This is a genomic window from Rothia sp. HMSC08A08 (assembly GCF_001808385.1).
Classification (GTDB): Bacteria; Actinomycetota; Actinomycetes; order Actinomycetales; family Micrococcaceae; genus Rothia; species Rothia dentocariosa.
In genome coordinates this window covers 123,879-140,039 of sequence record NZ_KV793078.1, presented here as the reverse complement: position 1 = coordinate 140,039, position 16,161 = coordinate 123,879, and the positions used below count along the sequence as shown (strand labels likewise).

Here is a 16,161-nt window from a genome sequence, read left to right as displayed (position 1 = left end):
GAACATGAGCGTTTATTGCATGATATATAGAGGATTTTTGACTCCAAAAAAAAATTAAAACTTCAGAAACACATACCCCTGAACTGCGTGGTACGTATGGTAGTCTTGGTAAAAGCAACAGACCTTTAAATCCGTCCCGTGAGGCGGGGAAGGAGTCGGCTGTGTCGGGGACATCTGTACCCTATGAGCCTGGTGCGCATCCCATAGGCGCGCCAATAAAAACGCCCAATGAAGGGCACACTATCCTTAGCGACGATGAGATCCGTCGCGCTCTTACACGTATTGCTTTTGAAATTCTTGAGTCTAATAAGGGAACTGATAACCTAGTGCTTTTAGGTATTCGGTCTCGTGGATACCCGTTAGCACAGCGTCTGGCACAGCGCATCCAGACGAATGACTCAAATTTTGATCTCAAAAATGGCCTGGGCGCTCTCGATATTACCTCGTATCGCGATGACCTCACCGATGAGGAATATGAAAACCGCAGCGCGGGGGAGTCCTTGATCCCGGTGGGGGGTCTCGACGGCAAAAATGTGGTTCTCGTCGATGATGTTCTGTACTCCGGCCGCACTGTTCGGGCCGCCTTGGACGCCCTTAACGAATACGGACGTCCGGCTCTGGTGCGTCTTGCCGTGTTAGTTGATCGCGGGCACCGGCAACTCCCAATTCGCGCCGACCACGTGGGGAAAAACCTTCCGACCAGTGCCTTAGAGAAGGTTCGTGTGGTACTCGAAGAAACGGATAACGCCACAGACCGCGTTGATATCATTCAGCTGGAAGGACAGATTTCATGAAACATCTGCTTGACACTCGCGATCTCACACGAACTCAGGCCATTGAAATACTCGACGTTGCAGACTATATGGCACAGGTTAAGGCAGAAAACCGGAAGCTCAATGTGCTTGCCGGCAAGACTGTAGTCAACCTTTTCTTTGAAGACTCAACGCGTACCAGACTGTCCTTCGAATCCGCAGAGAAACGTCTGGGCGCCGATATCACCAATTTTGCTGCGCGTGGTTCATCGGTTTCTAAGGGAGAATCCCTCAAAGACACTGCTCAGACTCTCAAAGCGATTAGTGCGGATGCCTTCGTGATTCGTCATTCGGCTTCGGGGGCTCCGCAGCGTCTTGCCGAGGCCGGATGGACCAATATTCCCGTGCTGAATGCGGGGGACGGCACGCATGCGCATCCAACGCAGGCTCTTTTAGATGCGGTTTCGATGCGCCAGTTTAAGGCTCAGCATGATGGTCTGGAATCAACGCGAGGAACCGATTTAAACGGTATGCGTGTGCTGATCGTGGGGGATATTCTGCACTCTCGCGTGGCGCGGTCGAATCTGTGGTTGCTAAAAAATCTGGGGGCCGATGTCGCTTTTGTGGCTCCGCCTACGCTTTTGCCTGTGCATACTGAGCGTTGGAAGCAGGATTGGGGACTTGAAGTTTTCCACGATCTTGATGACGCAATCGCTACAAAACCTGACGCGGTTATGATGCTGCGCATCCAAAAAGAGCGTATGAACGCCGCTTACTTTCCCTCGGCAGAGGAATATACCGCCTTGTGGGGACTCACCAAAGAACGTTTCGAGAATCTGCTGGCGCAGCCTCAAGAAATCGCAATTCTGCATCCGGGTCCCATGAACCGAGGGCTGGAGCTGTGCGCCGAAGCCGCCGATTCTCAGAACGCCTGGGTGCTGCGCCAGGTCAGTAACGGCGTGGCGGTTCGCATGGCGGTGCTGTACCTGCTCTTGACTGACGGGTCAAGCGAGAAACTATATTCCGGCGACGAATCTTAACGCTATCCGAAAGAAGGAATACATATGAGCACGTACCTTATTAAAGGCGCATCCCTGTTGGGTGAGCGCGTTGCCGATATCCTGATTGAGGATGGCAAAATTGCGCGTATCGGTCAAGATATAGAAGCCGCAGACGCTCAGGTCGTTGATGCTTCTGGTCAGATTGCTCTTCCCGGTCTGGTCGATATTCATACTCACCTGCGCCAGCCCGGATATGAGGCTTCTGAAACCGTTGAGACCGGTACTCGCGCGGCGGCTTTAGGCGGCTACACGGCTGTTTTTGCGATGGCGAACTCACTTCCCGTTGCAGATACCGCAGCCGTAGTTGAGCAGGTTGACCGGCTGGGTAAAGAGTCTGGTTGGTGCCGTGTGCAGCCTATCGGCTCAGTGACCGTTGGGCTGAAAGGCGAATTCCTCTCGGACATTGGTTCTATGGCGACCTCTGAGGCGAAGGTTCGAGTGTTCTCGGATGACGGCATGTGCGTCTACGATCCGGCGATTATGCGCCGTGCTCTTGAATACGTAAAGACTTTTGACGGTGTGATCGCCCAGCACGCGCAGGAGCCCCGCCTCACTGAGGGCGCTCAGATGAACGAGGGTAAGGTTTCCGCCGATCTGGGGCTTACCGGCTGGCCTGCTGTGGCGGAAGAAGCTATTATCGCCCGCGATGTTCTGCTGGCTGAGCATTTGAACTCGCGTCTGCATATTTGCCACCTCTCAACTAAAGGCTCGGTCGAGGTTGTGCGCTGGGCTAAGTCTCGCGGCGTACAGGTAACCGCCGAGGTTACCCCGCACCACCTGATCTTGACCGATGAAAAGGCGCGCACCTACGACCCGATTTTTAAGGTGAACCCGCCGTTACGCACCGAAGAGGATGTGCTTGCTCTGCGTCAGGCTGTTGCCGACGGCATTATTGATGTTATTGGTACCGACCACGCACCGCATCCGGCAGAAAGCAAAGAATGTGAATGGGCGTGTGCTGCAAACGGCATGACCGGTCTTGAGCAGGCACTCTCGATTATTCAGATGACTCTTGTGGAGCCGGGGCATATTACCTGGGCCGATGTCGCACGGATTATGAGCGAAACTCCGGCGAAAATTGGCAGCCTGGATGCTGAGCAGGGCCGTCCGCTTGCCGAAGGTGAACCAGCAAATATCGTGTTGGTTGATCCGAAGGCTAGCCGTGTGATTAAGCCTGAGGATCAGGCCACGAAGGGCAAGAACAACCCGTATCGCGGGATGGAGGTTCCCGGTGTTGTGCGTGCAACCTTTTACGCGGGGCATCCAACCGTTTTGAATGGTGAGCTCGCGAGCCCTCACCGGCAGGCTTGATCGTTCCAAAAACCGAGAAGAAAGAAGAACCGTGGAAAAACTGATTCCCACCCTTATCTGCGTTGCTGTGGTGGCACTGTGCTTCTTTGGTATTTGGCGCGGTTGGAAATCCCGGCTCAAGCGGCAGTCCACGATGTTCGGTTCGCTCAAAGACGTTCCCGCACGCTACGACGGGTTTGAAGCCGAGGCGGCGTTTGAGGGGGAGTATGTGAGCACTACGATATTCGGTGATGAACTGAACCGTGTGGGATTCGACCAGCTAGGGTTCAAAACAAAATCCACGCTCCTGATCTACTCGGACGGCATTATCTTCACCCGCAACGGGGCTAAAGACCTGTGGATTCCCGCGAAGAAACTTGCGGTCATTACCACCGGGCGGGGAATGATCGGCAAGGTTGTAGAACGTGACGGACTTATCGTGATCGGTTGGACTCTTGACGGCCACCGCGTGCAGACCGGATTTCGCACTCGCTATGCCGATCAGAAAAAAATCGCACTTGAGAAGCTTCGCGAGATCTCGCCGGATGCGGTCAATAGCCCCGAAAAATGGGTGCGGGAAGAGACGGCACATCACTAATACACATACATACGACTCACCCACAAAATACCCGTTAATTGCGAACGGCATACCAAGAATTTCCTGCACACAGTGTTCCATTTATAAAGGGCACAAGCAGGGGAACAGACCACCGAGAAAAGGAAAGTAAGAGCATGACTGAGATGACACGTTCCGGTGCTTTGGGCACGGACCGCGCGTTACTTGTTCTTGAGGACGGCACCATCTACCGAGGCTACGGGTATGGAGCAATTGGCGCATCCTTAGGCGAAGCAGTATTTTCCACCGGCATGACCGGCTACCAAGAAACACTGACCGACCCCTCCTACGCAGGGCAAATCGTGGTGCAGACCGCGCCTCATATCGGTAACACCGGTGTGAACAAGGTAGATGCAGAATCCCGCAAAATTTGGGTTGCCGGGTACGTGGTACGAGATGCCGCACGTGTTGCCTCCAACTGGCGTGCAGAACGTACCCTGGATGACGAGCTCAGGACCCAAAGTATCGTGGGCATTCAAGGCATTGATACTCGTGCGCTGACTCGCCGCCTACGCTCTAGCGGTTCAATGCGTGCAGGTATTTTTTCGGGACGCCACGCCAATCGTCCCGAAGCCGAACTTTTGGAAGCGGTGCGCGCCTCCGAGCCGATGGCGGGCCGTAAACTTGCCGATACCGTTTCCGTGACGGAAGCCTACACAGTTGAACCTCACCAATACGGCTGGTTCGCTCCGCCGGTTGCCACCATTGCTGCACTCGATCTTGGCATCAAATCTATGACCCCGCAGCGTTTCGCGGAACGCGGCGTGCGTGTACATGTACTGCCTGCAAACACAACTCTTGAGACCGTAAATGCGCTTCGTCCAGACGGCGTATTTTTCTCCAATGGTCCCGGCGACCCGGCGACTGCTGACGAACAGGTTGAACTCCTACAGGGTGTATTGCGCCAGGGCACCCCGTTCTTCGGTATCTGCTTTGGCAATCAGCTTCTCGGTCGTGCGCTCGGGTTCGGGACCTACAAGCTGCCCTTTGGACACCGCGGTATCAACCAGCCCGTCATGGATAAAACCACCGGCAAAGTTGAAATAACCGCCCAAAATCACGGGTTCGCCGTCGATGCGCCTATCGGTGAATACGTAACCGCCCCCAACTCCGAATTCGGCAAGGTCATGGTTTCCCATGTGGGGCTGAATGATAACGTGGTCGAGGGGCTAACCTGCAAAGATATTCCCGCGTTCTCGGTTCAATACCACCCGGAGGCAGCCGCAGGTCCGCACGACTCCGCATATCTTTTCGACCGTTTTATTGACCTCATGACCTCCACCAAGAAGACTGCAAAGGAAGCCTAAATGCCACGTCGTACCGACCTTAACAGCGTCCTTGTCATCGGCTCAGGTCCGATCGTCATCGGTCAGGCAGCCGAATTCGATTACTCCGGCACTCAGGCTCTACGCGTGCTCAAAGAAGAAGGTGTGCGTGTTGTCCTCGTAAACTCCAATCCGGCGACCATTATGACCGACCCTGAGTTTGCAGATGCCACCTATATTGAGCCGATTACCCCCGAAGTCATCGCTAAGATTATCGAAAAAGAACGTCCAGACGCCATTCTTCCTACCTTGGGCGGGCAGACTGCGCTCAACGCCGCTATCGCTCTCGATAAGCAGGGAACTCTGTGCGAATATGATGTTGAACTCATTGGCGCAAATATCGAAGCCATAAATCTGGGCGAAGATCGTGAAGCGTTCAAAGGCGTGGTAGAGCGCGCGGGCGGCGAATCGGCGCGTTCGATCATTGTGCACTCCATGCCGGAAGCTCTTGAAGCGGCCAAAGAGCTCGGTTACCCCATGGTCGTGCGTCCTTCCTTCACCATGGGCGGACTTGGCTCTGGTATGGCCTACAACGAAGAAGATCTTTACCGCATTGCCGGTGCAGGCATCCAGTATTCGCCTACCTCCGAGGTTCTGCTCGAAGAATCTATTCTTGGCTGGAAAGAATACGAACTCGAAATGATGCGCGACAAAAATGACAACGTCGTGGTCGTCTGCTCGATTGAAAACTTCGACCCGGTCGGCGTGCACACCGGCGACTCCATCACGGTAGCGCCTGCCCTCACCCTCACCGACCGTGAGTACCAAAAACTTCGCGATATCGCTATCAACGTGATCCGCGAAGTTGGGGTTGATACCGGCGGATGCAATATTCAGTTTGCTGTAGACCCTAAGACCGGGCGCATCATCGTTATCGAAATGAACCCACGCGTTTCACGCTCTTCAGCGCTTGCGTCTAAAGCAACCGGGTTCCCGATCGCTAAAATTGCGACCAAACTTTCGCTGGGGTACACCCTGGATGAGATTCCGAACGACATTACTCAGAAGACGCCCGCATCCTTTGAACCGACCCTCGACTATGTGGTCGTCAAGGTACCACGTTTTGCATTTGAGAAGTTCCCGGCCGCTGATCCGACTCTCACAACCACCATGAAATCGGTGGGTGAAGCAATGGCGCTGGGCCGTAACTTCACCGAAGCACTCCAGAAGGCTATGCGCTCTCTAGAGCAGAAAGGTGCTTCTTTCTCGTTCACGAAGCAGCAACTGAATGCCGAAGAACTTGACGCGCTTATCGAGAAGACCAAGATACCCACCACGCAGCGTATCTATCAGGTGCAGCAGGCACTTTTGGCGGGCGCATCTATTGCGCAGGTTTTTGAAGCCACCAAGATTGATCCATGGTTCTTAGATCAGCTGGTGCTGCTGAATGAAGTCGCCGGGATTGTGCGGGAAAATCGCGATAACTTGACCCCTGAAATCCTGCAGCTGGCAAAACGCCACGGCTTTTCTGACCCGCAAATCGCAGAGATTATCGGATCTTCTGAGGACGTTGTGCGCGGTGTGCGCCATGCCCTAGGTATTCGCCCCGTATTCAAGACTGTTGATACTTGTGCCGCTGAGTTCGAGGCGTTTACCCCCTATCACTACTCTAGTTATGATTCTGAGGATGAGGTCGCTCACCATGAGACTCCCTCCATCATGATTTTGGGGTCGGGGCCGAACCGCATTGGCCAGGGTATCGAGTTTGATTATTCTTGCGTGCACGCTTCTCTGGTGCTGCGTTCTCTGGGGTACGAGACGGTTATGGTGAACTGTAACCCGGAGACTGTTTCAACTGACTACGATGTTTCGACTCGCCTGTATTTTGAGCCGCTGACGTTGGAAGATGTGCTCGAAATTGTTGAATCAGAGCGCCGCACGGGCGGTTTGTTGGGCGTTTTCGTGCAGTTGGGCGGACAGACTCCGCTAAAGCTCGCGAAAGCCCTCAAAGATGCTGGGGTCCCGATTTTGGGCACTACTCCCGAAGCTATTGACCTTGCTGAGGATCGCGGCGAGTTTGCGCGCGTGCTGGAGGAAGGTGGTCTGATTTCGCCGAAGAATGGTACCGCATATACCTTCGAGGGCGCCAAACGCATTGCTGATGAGATTGGGTACCCGGTGTTGGTTCGTCCCTCCTATGTGCTGGGCGGGCGCGGTATGGAGATCGTCTATGACGAAGCAAATCTTGCACGCTACCTTGAAAATGCGACCGAGGTTTCTCCCTCTCAGCCAGCACTCATCGATAAGTTCCTGGAAGACGCTATTGAGATTGATGTGGATGCGCTCTTTGACGGCACCGAGCTCTACTTGGGCGGTGTCATGGAACATATTGAAGAGGCTGGCATTCACTCAGGTGATTCCTCCTGCACCTTGCCGCCAATTACCTTGGGCCCCGATGTGATCGCCAAGGTTAAAGAAGCAACCGAGGCTATTGCGCGTGGTACCGGAGTGCGGGGCCTGATTAATATTCAATTTGCCTACGTCTCAGAGAATCTGTTCGTGATTGAGGCAAACCCACGTGCATCTCGCACCGTTCCGTTTGTCTCGAAGGCAACCGGAGTGCAGCTGGCTAAGGCGGCCGTGATGATCGGTTTGGGGAAGAGCATTGCCGAGCTAAAGGCAGAGGGATACTTGCCTAAGAACATGGATGGTGCATCCCTGCCGCAGAATACTGCAATTGCAGTTAAGGCAGCGGTTCTCCCGTTTAGCCGCTTCCGCACTCCTGAGGGTGTGGTGGTTGATTCCCTACTTAGTCCCGAAATGCGCTCGACCGGCGAAGTCATGGGTCTTGACGCCCTTTACGATACTGCCTTTGCGAAAGCCCAAGCAGGTGCAGGGTCACCGCTGCCGACCGAGGGCAAGGTCTTCGTGTCGGTGGCTAACCATGATAAGCGCAATGTGATCATCTATGCCAAGATGCTTGAACAGCTGGGCTTCGAGATTGTCTCCACCGGCGGCACTGCAGATGTGCTTCGTCGCAATGGTGTGAATTCTACGGTTGCCTCCAAGTTTGCGGAGGCAAACGGTCAGCATTCGATCGTTGATATGGTGCGCAATGGTGAAATCGATCTGATTTTGAATACGCCTGCCGGTGGTGCTGCTCGTAGTGATGGCTACGAAATCCGTGCGGCCGCAGTCAGTGTTGGTTGCCCTGTGATGACCACGATTTCGGAGTTCGCGGCTGCTGTTCAAGCTATTACCGCGCTGCGCGAGCGTAGCTGGGAGATTATAAATCTGCAAGAACATGGTGAGTTTTTGCGGACCGCCAGTACCCGCGAGCAGGGGCAGGACAAGGACGAACAGGCGCGTGAGGGGGAACTTTCGTGATCCCCTTCGGCGATCGTCTTGCGGCTGCGATGGACGAATACGGTCCGCTGTGTGCGGGTATTGATCCGCATCCGAGCCTGCTGCAGGCTTGGGGTTTGGAAGATTCTGCCGAATCTCTGCGTACCTTCACCACAGCTGTCTACGAAGGATGCGTCCCCTACGCCGCAGCGCTTAAACCCCAGGTTGCCCTGTTTGAGCGCCACGGTTCCGCAGGTCTTGCCGTGTTGGAAGAGCTCTTTGCTCGCGCCGCTGAAGACCGGGTTCTAATCGTGGCGGATGCAAAACGCGGTGATATTGGCTCGACTATGAAAGCCTATGCGGATGCTTGGCTCGGTACCTCTTCACCACTCGGCACGGATTCGGTCACGCTAAGCCCATATTTGGGGTTCGAGTCGCTTCGCCCAGCGCTGGATGCGGCAACTGCGAACCAGCGTGGAACTTTCGTGCTGGCGCTGACCTCAAACCCTGAGGGTAAGAGTGTGCAGCATGTGGGCAAAGCAGAAGATACCGGAGCGGTAGCGAAGCAGGTTATTGCCGCAGCTACCGCAGAGAACACTGCACAGACCTGGGAACGCATGGGTTCATGCGGTCTAGTTGTGGGCGCCACTGTAGGGGAGGCCCTCAAAGAATTGGCGATAGACCTGAGCACTTTCAACGGTCCCATTCTTTCGCCGGGATATGGTGCCCAGGGGGCTAGTGCTGAGGACCTATACCGAATTTTTGCAGGTGTTGAACCTCAGGTTTTGGTGAATTCCAGCCGTGGCGTGCTCTCTGCAGGTCCGCAGCCGACTGATCTGGCGCGGGCGGCGCAGAGTGCACGTGACGATTTAGTGCGTGCACGTGGCACATCGTAACTCGTTGTGATCGCGTAGTGGCGTACAGAGTTTATCTGCTCTGTGCGCCATTGCACTATGTTGAGCCTGAAAGGCTTTACGTTACGAACCTCGGTTCATCGTTTTACAGTGCAACATGCTAAGTTAGAAAACGTAAGAACGCTGATTTATATACATATATCGCTTGATGGGAGACCCCATGCCGATTACGCCGCTAACCGATGAGGTGCGTGCATCAGCACGTGAAAAGGCGTTGCTTGCCCGTACTCGCCGCCAGGAAGTTAAGCAGGCACTTTCTACCCGTGAGCTGTCGGTACGTCAGGTACTCGATCTGGTCGATGACGACCAAGCTCTTGCAAAGATGCCTGTGGATCAAATGCTCCGTGCCCTTCCGGGAATTGGTGCTGTGCGTGCCGAGAAAATTATGGAAGAACTGCAGATCGCGCCGACCCGTCGTTTGGGCGGTCTTGGTGTGCATCAACGCCGTAAAATGGTGGAGTATTTTAACCGCAATGTTCGGCATACACGCCGCCGCAGCGGTCGATAGTTCTCGCCGCCGAATAAAATACGCATTATTACATCACACCGTAGGAAGAACCCGATGACTGCTCAACCTAGACTTACCGTTCTGGCTGGTCCCACTGCCGTGGGTAAGGGAACCGTCTGCCAGTATATTCGTGAGCACTATCCGAACGTCTGGTTTTCCGTTTCGGCAACTACTCGTGACCCTCGCCCCGGCGAAGAAGAGGGGGTGCACTACTATTTTGTCTCGCATGAGGAATTTGATCAGATGATCGCTGACGGACAGATGCTTGAGTATGCGGTAGTGCACGGTAAGAATAAATACGGTACTCCGCGTGCTAAGGTTCAGGAAGCTCTAAATGCTGGTCGCCCGGTAATCCTTGAGATTGATCTTCAAGGGGCTCGGCAGATTCGGGAGTCTATGCCGGAGGCACAGCTGATTTTCTTGGCACCGCCCAGCTGGGATGAGCTTGTGTCTCGATTGGTAGGGCGCGGTACTGAATCGGAGCAGGAACAGCAGCGGCGTCTTGAGACCGCCAAAATCGAGCTTGAGGCTGAAAGCGAGTTCGACGTAACCGTGGTCAATGATTCGGTAGAGCGCGCAGCGCAGGAGATTGTGCACATCGTGGGTGCTGAATCTGCTGAAGCATAGGGTACGTATTTTGGCGGCGTGCCGGGTATTACTGTGCTTTCTCGTTAAGGTACGTGATTTTTACCGAGTTTAGCGGTAGAATATTGCTTTAGTTTTGGCTGAGTTCGTGTACATGAATGTCAGCAGTGTACAAAGACAACATATTGGAGTTTCTGTGGTAAACGAAATCAAAGAGCACGAAGACTACAACTTCGTTGATGGCGTAGCTCCCGAGGGGATTGTGAACCCCAGCGCGGATGCGCTGATTCAGAAGGCTGAGTCTAAGTACGGGCTGGTGATTTTCGGTGCTCGTCGTGCTCGCCAGATTAACGCTTATTACGCGAATCTGCAGGAGAGTGCGGGCGACCACGTTGGTCCTCTGGTTGAGTCTGAGGCTAATGACAAGGCTCTTTCGGTTGCAATGCGTGAAATTATGGCAGATCAGATTGTTGCCGATCACGTGCCGGATGGGCACTTCAACGAAGATGGTTACCTGGTTCCTGAGGAATTCACATCCTTGGGTCTGGGCGACGCCGATTTCGGTGCTATCGAGGAGGAATATATTCCTGCCGGTACCGAAGAGGTTATTGCTCTTGAAGAGGTTGTTATTGACGACTCCGCTGAGTAAGGAACGTTTGTAAATACCATGCGCATTATCGTTGGTATTGGAGGGGGCATTGCCGCATATAAAGCGGTAATGCTCCTTCGTCTTTTCGCAAAAGATGGGCATGAGGTTATTGCCATGCCCACCGAAGCTGCCCTGGAGTTTGTGGGTAAAGCTACCTTCGAGGCCCTGAGCGGCAACCCGGTTTCCACGAGCGTTTTTGAGCGTGTTCCTGAGGTTAACCATGTTCGCCAGGCCGAGCTAGCGGATGCGATTGTTATAGCACCGGCGACCGCCGATTTGATGTCTCGGTTGGCGGCGGGGCGCTGCGATGATTTGCTTTCTGCTACAGTACTGACTACCCATGCACCGGTGATTATGGCTCCCGCTATGCACACTCAGATGTGGGAACATCCAGCAACGCAAACGAATGTGCAGGCTTTGCGCGAACTTGGGTATCACGTGATTGAACCGGCGATTGGGCGTCTAACGGGTCCCGATTCGGGTGTGGGCCGCATGCCGGAGCCGGAAGATATTTTTGAGGCGGCGCAGTGCGTAATTGCTGAGTTTCCGAAGGGGGAGCAGCATCCTTCGCAGATTCCGGGATATACGCCCACACGCCTGGTAAATGCTGGCTCGGCGGAAGAGCCTAGCAGCTCATTTGCATTAGGTATTGAGCCTGAGCCTGGAATTTTGGCGGGGAAACGCATCGTGATTACGGCGGGAGGCACCCGTGAGGCCTTGGATCCGGTGCGTTTTTTGGGTAACCGCTCAACAGGTAAACAGGGTGTAGCTTTGGCCCAGGCTGCGCGTGATCTAGGGGCATCGGTGCATCTAATCGGCGCTAACCTTGAAGTCCCCGCGCCCGAGGGAGTACAGGTAACCCGAGTAGTGAGCGCCCGTGAACTACGCGATGCCGTGCTGGAAGCTCAGAACAACGCCGATATGCTTATTATGTCTGCAGCGGTTGCAGATTTTCGGCCTGCCGAATACGCCGAGTACAAGATTAAGAAGACCGCAGATTCTTCGGACGCTCCCACGATTCAGCTGGTACGCAACCCGGATATTCTGCGTGAAGTCGTGGAGCTTCGACAGAAGACAGGTGCCGGTGCGCACTTGATTGTGGGTTTTGCCGCAGAGACTGGGTCAGCTGAGCGAACTCCGCTTGAGCTTGGGCGCGAGAAGCTGGCGCGTAAGGGTTGTGATTTTCTGGCTCTCAACACGGTGGGCGTAAACCAGGGTTTCGGAACCGATGATAATACGATTACGTTGCTCTCTTCGTTCACAGATCGGGAACCTGTTTTTTCAGGCTCTAAACAGGTCGTTTCCGATCAGATATTGCGCACTCTTGCACAGTATGTAAAGCCCTGAGAAAAGCAGAAATACGAGCCGATTAAGTTTGTGACTCCCTCCCTCCGAACCCGTGTAACGTTCTGTCATAATTGATACACGAGTTCACATCCTTGGGTACTGTATCCCGCGTGCCCCAAACCTAGTAGAGTAGAAACCGTGAGTAATAATCATCTACGCCTTTTCACCAGCGAGTCGGTGACTGAAGGGCATCCTGATAAAATTTGTGACCAGATTTCTGATGCGATTCTTGACGGCATTATCGCGCAGGATTCCACCGCGAACGTTGCTGTCGAAACAATGGTAACAACCGGACAGGTTCATGTTGCTGGCGAGGTGACAACCTCAAGCTATGTTGAGATTCCATCGATCGTTCGTGAAACTATTCTAGGTATTGGCTACGATTCATCGACCCGCGGTTTCGATGGTGAATTCTGCGGCGTATCGGTATCGATTGGCGAGCAGTCACCCGATATTAATGCTGGTGTGTATGAGTCTTTAGAGGCTCGCAGTGGTATCGCGGTTGATGATTATGACCGCCAGGGTGCGGGCGACCAGGGCATTATGTTCGGGTACGCTTCGAACGAGACGAACGTATTGATGCCCGCACCGATTTGGCTGGCGCATCGTCTCTCGGAACGTCTGACGAATGTTCGTAAAAACGGTACGCTGGTGAACCTGCGCCCGGACGGCAAAACTCAGGTCACTTTGGGGTATGACGCCGATAATAAGCCTGTTTCGGTTGATACCGTGGTGGTTTCTAGCCAGCACACCGCCGATTACGATTTAGCGGATTTGCGTGCGGATATTATCAAACACGTGATTACTCCGGTGCTGGATGCCGCCGAGTTTGATAGCTCGAACACGAAGTTTATTGTGAACCCTGCCGGTCGTTTTGTGCAGGGCGGTCCCGTAGGCGATGCCGGTTTGACCGGTCGCAAGATTATTGTTGATACCTATGGCGGTTCGGCTCGTCACGGCGGCGGCGCGTTCTCGGGCAAGGATCCCTCGAAGGTTGATCGTTCTGCGGCATACGCTATGCGTTGGGTCGCCAAGAATATTGTGGGCGCTGGTCTTGCCGACCGTGCCGAGGTTCAGGTCGCTTACGCTATTGGGCAGGCGGCACCTGTGGGTCTGTACGTCGAGACTTTCGGAACCGAAAAGGTTGATCCCCTCAAGATTGAGAAGGCTGTGCGTGAGGTCTTTGACCTGCGTCCGTTGGCTATTATCAATGACCTTGATTTGCGCCGACCCGTCTATAAAAAGACCGCGGCTCACGGTCACTTTGGCCGCAATGAACCCGAGTTTACGTGGGAGCGCTTGGACCGTGTTGAGGCTCTGCGTTCGGCGGTTTCAGCATCCTAATGCGTGAACCTGCGAGTATGCAGCCCAATGACGCGGATGCTCAGAACCCTACCGATACTTCGTCGATGAACGTTTCGGCTTCTGAGCCCGCTCAGCAGGAATCCCTGCAACAGCCTGATCTGTTGCAGGGATTTCCTGCTCTCCGCGATGCCCTGATTCCTCCCGAGCCTGAGCCGGTTGATGTACACCAGCGGCTTGCCCAGAGCGGGGTACCGTACCCGGTGGCGCGGGTTCGGTTGGATAATACGCTGCCGCATCTTGACCGTACCTTTGACTACCAGGTTCCCGCTGAGCTGAGCGAAGATGCGGTTCCCGGCGCTCGTGTGCGTGTGCGGTTCGGTTCGCAGCGGGTTACGGGTTTTATCGCGGAGCGCGCCGAAACGACCGATGTTGCTAAGGGTCTGCAGCCGCTTTTATCGGTCCTGTCGAGGATTCCTGCGGTTTCTGCCGAGATTTTTGATCTTGCAGAGGCGCTTGCCGATCGGTATGCCTCAACCGTGGCGAATGTTTTGCGGCTTGCGGTGACGCCGCGCGTGGCATCTCTTGATAAACAGTATGCACAGTTTTTGCCTACGTTTTCCGAGCTCATGGGTCTGCCGCAAGGATCTGATGAAACCGCCGATAAGGCGGAAGATAGCACTTCTGAATCGGTCGCCGAAGATGACTCAGATACCGACCACGAGCCGCAGGAAGAAGCTCCTGAAGAAGCACCGACCAGTGGTTCGCCCTCTTTGACCGATGATATTCGTGGTTTCCTCTTGGGCGGTTTCGCGCCCTACCAGATTCACCCTCCTGCCGCCCAGGTTTCGGCAGAAGACTCCCGTGCCTTTAGCGATTATGAGAATGGCGCTGAGTTTTTAGAGGATCTAGCGGCTGGGTCTCCAGCGCGCGCGGTTATAAATGTGCTGCCCGCGCATCCTGAGTTCGATTGGGCTGAACTGCTGGCTATTGCCGTGGTGACGGCGGCTGCGAATGGCCGTGGTGCCTTAGCGGTGGCTCCCGACCAGAAGACCCTCGATAGGCTTGAGTCCGCGCTGAAACGTCGGGTGCCAGCAGGCGCTTATGTTCGGTTGAGTTCGAGCGATAAACCGCATAGCCGGTATCACGCCTATTTGAAAGCGCGCCTGGGGCTGGTGCCTATTGTGATTGGTACTCGTGCGGCAGCCTATGCCCCGGTTGCTAATTTGGGGCTGGTGGTGTGCTGGGATGACGGCGATTCTTCGCTTGTGGAGCGCCGTTCGCCCTATTGCCATGCGCGCGATGTGCTGTTATTGCGTGCCCAGGCAACGGATGCGGCGGCACTGTTCGCCGGTTACGCAATGAGCAGCGAGTCGGCACGATTGGTACGCACCCGGTGGGCTTCGCATGTGCGGGCACCTCGGGCGATAGTGCACGAGTTTTCGCCGCGCATTTTTTCGACGGGTAATGACTATCAGTTGGCGCGTGACCCGTTGGCGGCTGTGGCACGTATTCCTCGGTTGGCGTTTGAGCGTGCGCGTGTGGCTCTGCAGCATGGCCCAGTGCTGGTGCAGGTTGCCCGCGCCGGGTATGTTCCGTCGTTTTCGTGCCAGCGGTGCCGCATGCCTGCGCGCTGTAATACGTGTCGGGGGCCGCTCTCGTTGGCGGCGAGTGCTTCGGTGCCGAGTTGTTCGTGGTGCGGGCGTTTGGCACAGCAGTGGCGGTGTGCAGAGTGCGGGTATGATCAGTGGCGTTCGGGTACTGTGGGGGCTTTGCGCACCGCAGAGGAGCTGGGGCGCGCCTTCCGGGGCGTTCCGGTAATTTCTTCGGTGGGGGACCATGTGCGCGCTTCGGTGGGTGCCGAATCTGCGCTGGTGGTGGCGACCCCGGGGGCTGAGCCGGTAGCGTTTGGCGGTTATGCGGCGGCGTTGCTTTTGGACGCGGATGCGATGCTTCGTTTTGATTCTTTGCGTGCCCCGGAGGCCGCATTGCGGCGCTGGTTTAACGCGGCCGCGCTGGTGCGTTCTGCGGCTCAGGGTGGGGTTGTAGTGACGACTGCCTCGCCATCGCCGGTGGAGCAGGCGTTGGTTCGGTGGGATCCCACCTGGTTTGCCCTGTATGAGCTGGATGAGCGGTCGCAGATCGGTTTGCCCCCGGCGGTACGCACGGCGGCCATTACGGGTACCGAGGACGATGTTCAGGCATTCCTGGCGGAGCTGTACCTGCCGGAAGGAGTTCGGGTGACCGGGCCTATACCGCTGGACGAAGATTTCTTTGCGCACCAGCCTGTGCATGCCGGTACCGAGAGCGGGGGAGAGGGCGATATATCTGAGTTTTCACCCCCAGGAACCGAGAATGCGGTTCCCGGCGACTGGCGCGCTATTCTCTTCTTCTCCTACGCTCAAGCACCGCAGGTCACCCACGAGTTACGCTCCGTGCGTGCGGCACTATCAGCGCTTAAGCGTGTCGGAGCGGTGCAGGTTCGATGCGATGGGTTGGATGTCGTCTAATCACTAAGCTTTATACA

General features: G+C 55.2%; 13 protein-coding genes. All 13 read left to right on the top strand.

Annotation, left to right across the window (positions count from 1 at the left end; genetic code table 11):
* The first annotated feature begins 161 nt into the window (after positions 1 to 161).
* The 13 genes from pyrR (at position 162) to HMPREF3164_RS08150 (ending at position 16,144) form a co-directional block, all read left to right on the top strand.
* Positions 162 to 794, top strand: a complete 633-nt coding sequence (gene pyrR / locus HMPREF3164_RS08210; protein ID WP_070450350.1) for a bifunctional pyr operon transcriptional regulator/uracil phosphoribosyltransferase PyrR — start codon at positions 162 to 164, stop codon at positions 792 to 794.
* Positions 791 to 1,792 carry an aspartate carbamoyltransferase catalytic subunit gene (locus tag HMPREF3164_RS08205; protein ID WP_070450348.1) on the top strand — a complete coding sequence of 334 codons (1,002 nt, stop codon included), beginning with the start codon at positions 791 to 793 and terminating at the stop codon, positions 1,790 to 1,792. Before pyrR ends, HMPREF3164_RS08205 begins: the two co-directional genes overlap by 4 nt.
* A gap of 24 nt (positions 1,793 to 1,816) precedes the next feature.
* On the top strand, positions 1,817 to 3,124 hold the full coding sequence (locus HMPREF3164_RS08200) for a dihydroorotase (protein ID WP_070450345.1): 1,308 nt from the start codon (positions 1,817 to 1,819) through the stop codon (positions 3,122 to 3,124).
* A 31-nt stretch (positions 3,125 to 3,155) separates the two neighbouring features.
* A complete protein-coding gene (locus tag HMPREF3164_RS08195; protein ID WP_070450341.1) occupies positions 3,156 to 3,701 on the top strand; it encodes a PH-like domain-containing protein in 546 nt (181 codons plus the stop codon).
* Between the two features lie 134 nt (positions 3,702 to 3,835).
* Positions 3,836 to 5,026 carry a glutamine-hydrolyzing carbamoyl-phosphate synthase small subunit gene (gene carA, locus HMPREF3164_RS08190; protein ID WP_070450333.1) on the top strand — a complete coding sequence of 397 codons (1,191 nt, stop codon included), beginning with the start codon at positions 3,836 to 3,838 and terminating at the stop codon, positions 5,024 to 5,026.
* Positions 5,027 to 8,371, top strand: a complete 3,345-nt coding sequence (gene carB, locus HMPREF3164_RS08185; protein ID WP_070450330.1) for a carbamoyl-phosphate synthase large subunit — start codon at positions 5,027 to 5,029, stop codon at positions 8,369 to 8,371.
* A complete protein-coding gene (pyrF, locus tag HMPREF3164_RS08180) occupies positions 8,368 to 9,225 on the top strand; it encodes an orotidine-5'-phosphate decarboxylase (protein WP_070450327.1) in 858 nt (285 codons plus the stop codon). Before carB ends, pyrF begins: the two co-directional genes overlap by 4 nt.
* Before the next feature lie 178 nt (positions 9,226 to 9,403).
* Positions 9,404 to 9,751 carry an integration host factor, actinobacterial type gene (mihF, locus tag HMPREF3164_RS08175; protein ID WP_037230933.1) on the top strand — a complete coding sequence of 116 codons (348 nt, stop codon included), beginning with the start codon at positions 9,404 to 9,406 and terminating at the stop codon, positions 9,749 to 9,751.
* Between the two features lie 54 nt (positions 9,752 to 9,805).
* Positions 9,806 to 10,378: a guanylate kinase gene (gene gmk / locus HMPREF3164_RS08170; protein ID WP_070450324.1), complete on the top strand. Its 573-nt coding sequence runs from the start codon at positions 9,806 to 9,808 to the stop codon at positions 10,376 to 10,378.
* 154 nt (positions 10,379 to 10,532) lie between these two features.
* The gene (gene rpoZ / locus HMPREF3164_RS08165; protein WP_048754030.1) at positions 10,533 to 10,985 is read left to right on the top strand and encodes a DNA-directed RNA polymerase subunit omega; all 453 of its coding nucleotides are present in this window, start codon (positions 10,533 to 10,535) and stop codon (positions 10,983 to 10,985) included.
* A gap of 18 nt (positions 10,986 to 11,003) precedes the next feature.
* Positions 11,004 to 12,332 (top strand): bifunctional phosphopantothenoylcysteine decarboxylase/phosphopantothenate synthase, encoded by a 1,329-nt coding sequence (locus HMPREF3164_RS08160; protein ID WP_070450321.1) that lies wholly within the window; start codon positions 11,004 to 11,006, stop codon positions 12,330 to 12,332.
* A 138-nt stretch (positions 12,333 to 12,470) separates the two neighbouring features.
* Positions 12,471 to 13,676, top strand: a complete 1,206-nt coding sequence (gene metK / locus HMPREF3164_RS08155; protein ID WP_048754032.1) for a methionine adenosyltransferase — start codon at positions 12,471 to 12,473, stop codon at positions 13,674 to 13,676.
* Between the two features lie 17 nt (positions 13,677 to 13,693).
* The gene (locus HMPREF3164_RS08150; RefSeq protein ID WP_246822650.1) at positions 13,694 to 16,144 is read left to right on the top strand and encodes a primosomal protein N' family DNA-binding protein; all 2,451 of its coding nucleotides are present in this window, start codon (positions 13,694 to 13,696) and stop codon (positions 16,142 to 16,144) included.
* Positions 16,145 to 16,161 lie beyond the last annotated feature (17 nt).

Bases quoted from the DNA above. Each gene is read 5' to 3' on its own strand.
- HMPREF3164_RS08160 (WP_070450321.1), top strand. From the start codon at position 11,004: ATGCGCATTATCGTTGGTATTGGAGGGGGCATTGCCGCATATAAAGCG.
- HMPREF3164_RS08205 (WP_070450348.1), top strand. From the start codon at position 791: ATGAAACATCTGCTTGACACTCGCGATCTCACACGAACTCAGGCCATT.
- HMPREF3164_RS08150 (WP_246822650.1), top strand. From the start codon at position 13,694: ATGCAGCCCAATGACGCGGATGCTCAGAACCCTACCGATACTTCGTCG.
- carB (WP_070450330.1), top strand. From the start codon at position 5,027: ATGCCACGTCGTACCGACCTTAACAGCGTCCTTGTCATCGGCTCAGGT.
- mihF (WP_037230933.1), top strand. From the start codon at position 9,404: ATGCCGATTACGCCGCTAACCGATGAGGTGCGTGCATCAGCACGTGAA.
- HMPREF3164_RS08200 (WP_070450345.1), top strand. From the start codon at position 1,817: ATGAGCACGTACCTTATTAAAGGCGCATCCCTGTTGGGTGAGCGCGTT.
- gmk (WP_070450324.1), top strand. From the start codon at position 9,806: ATGACTGCTCAACCTAGACTTACCGTTCTGGCTGGTCCCACTGCCGTG.
- carA (WP_070450333.1), top strand. From the start codon at position 3,836: ATGACTGAGATGACACGTTCCGGTGCTTTGGGCACGGACCGCGCGTTA.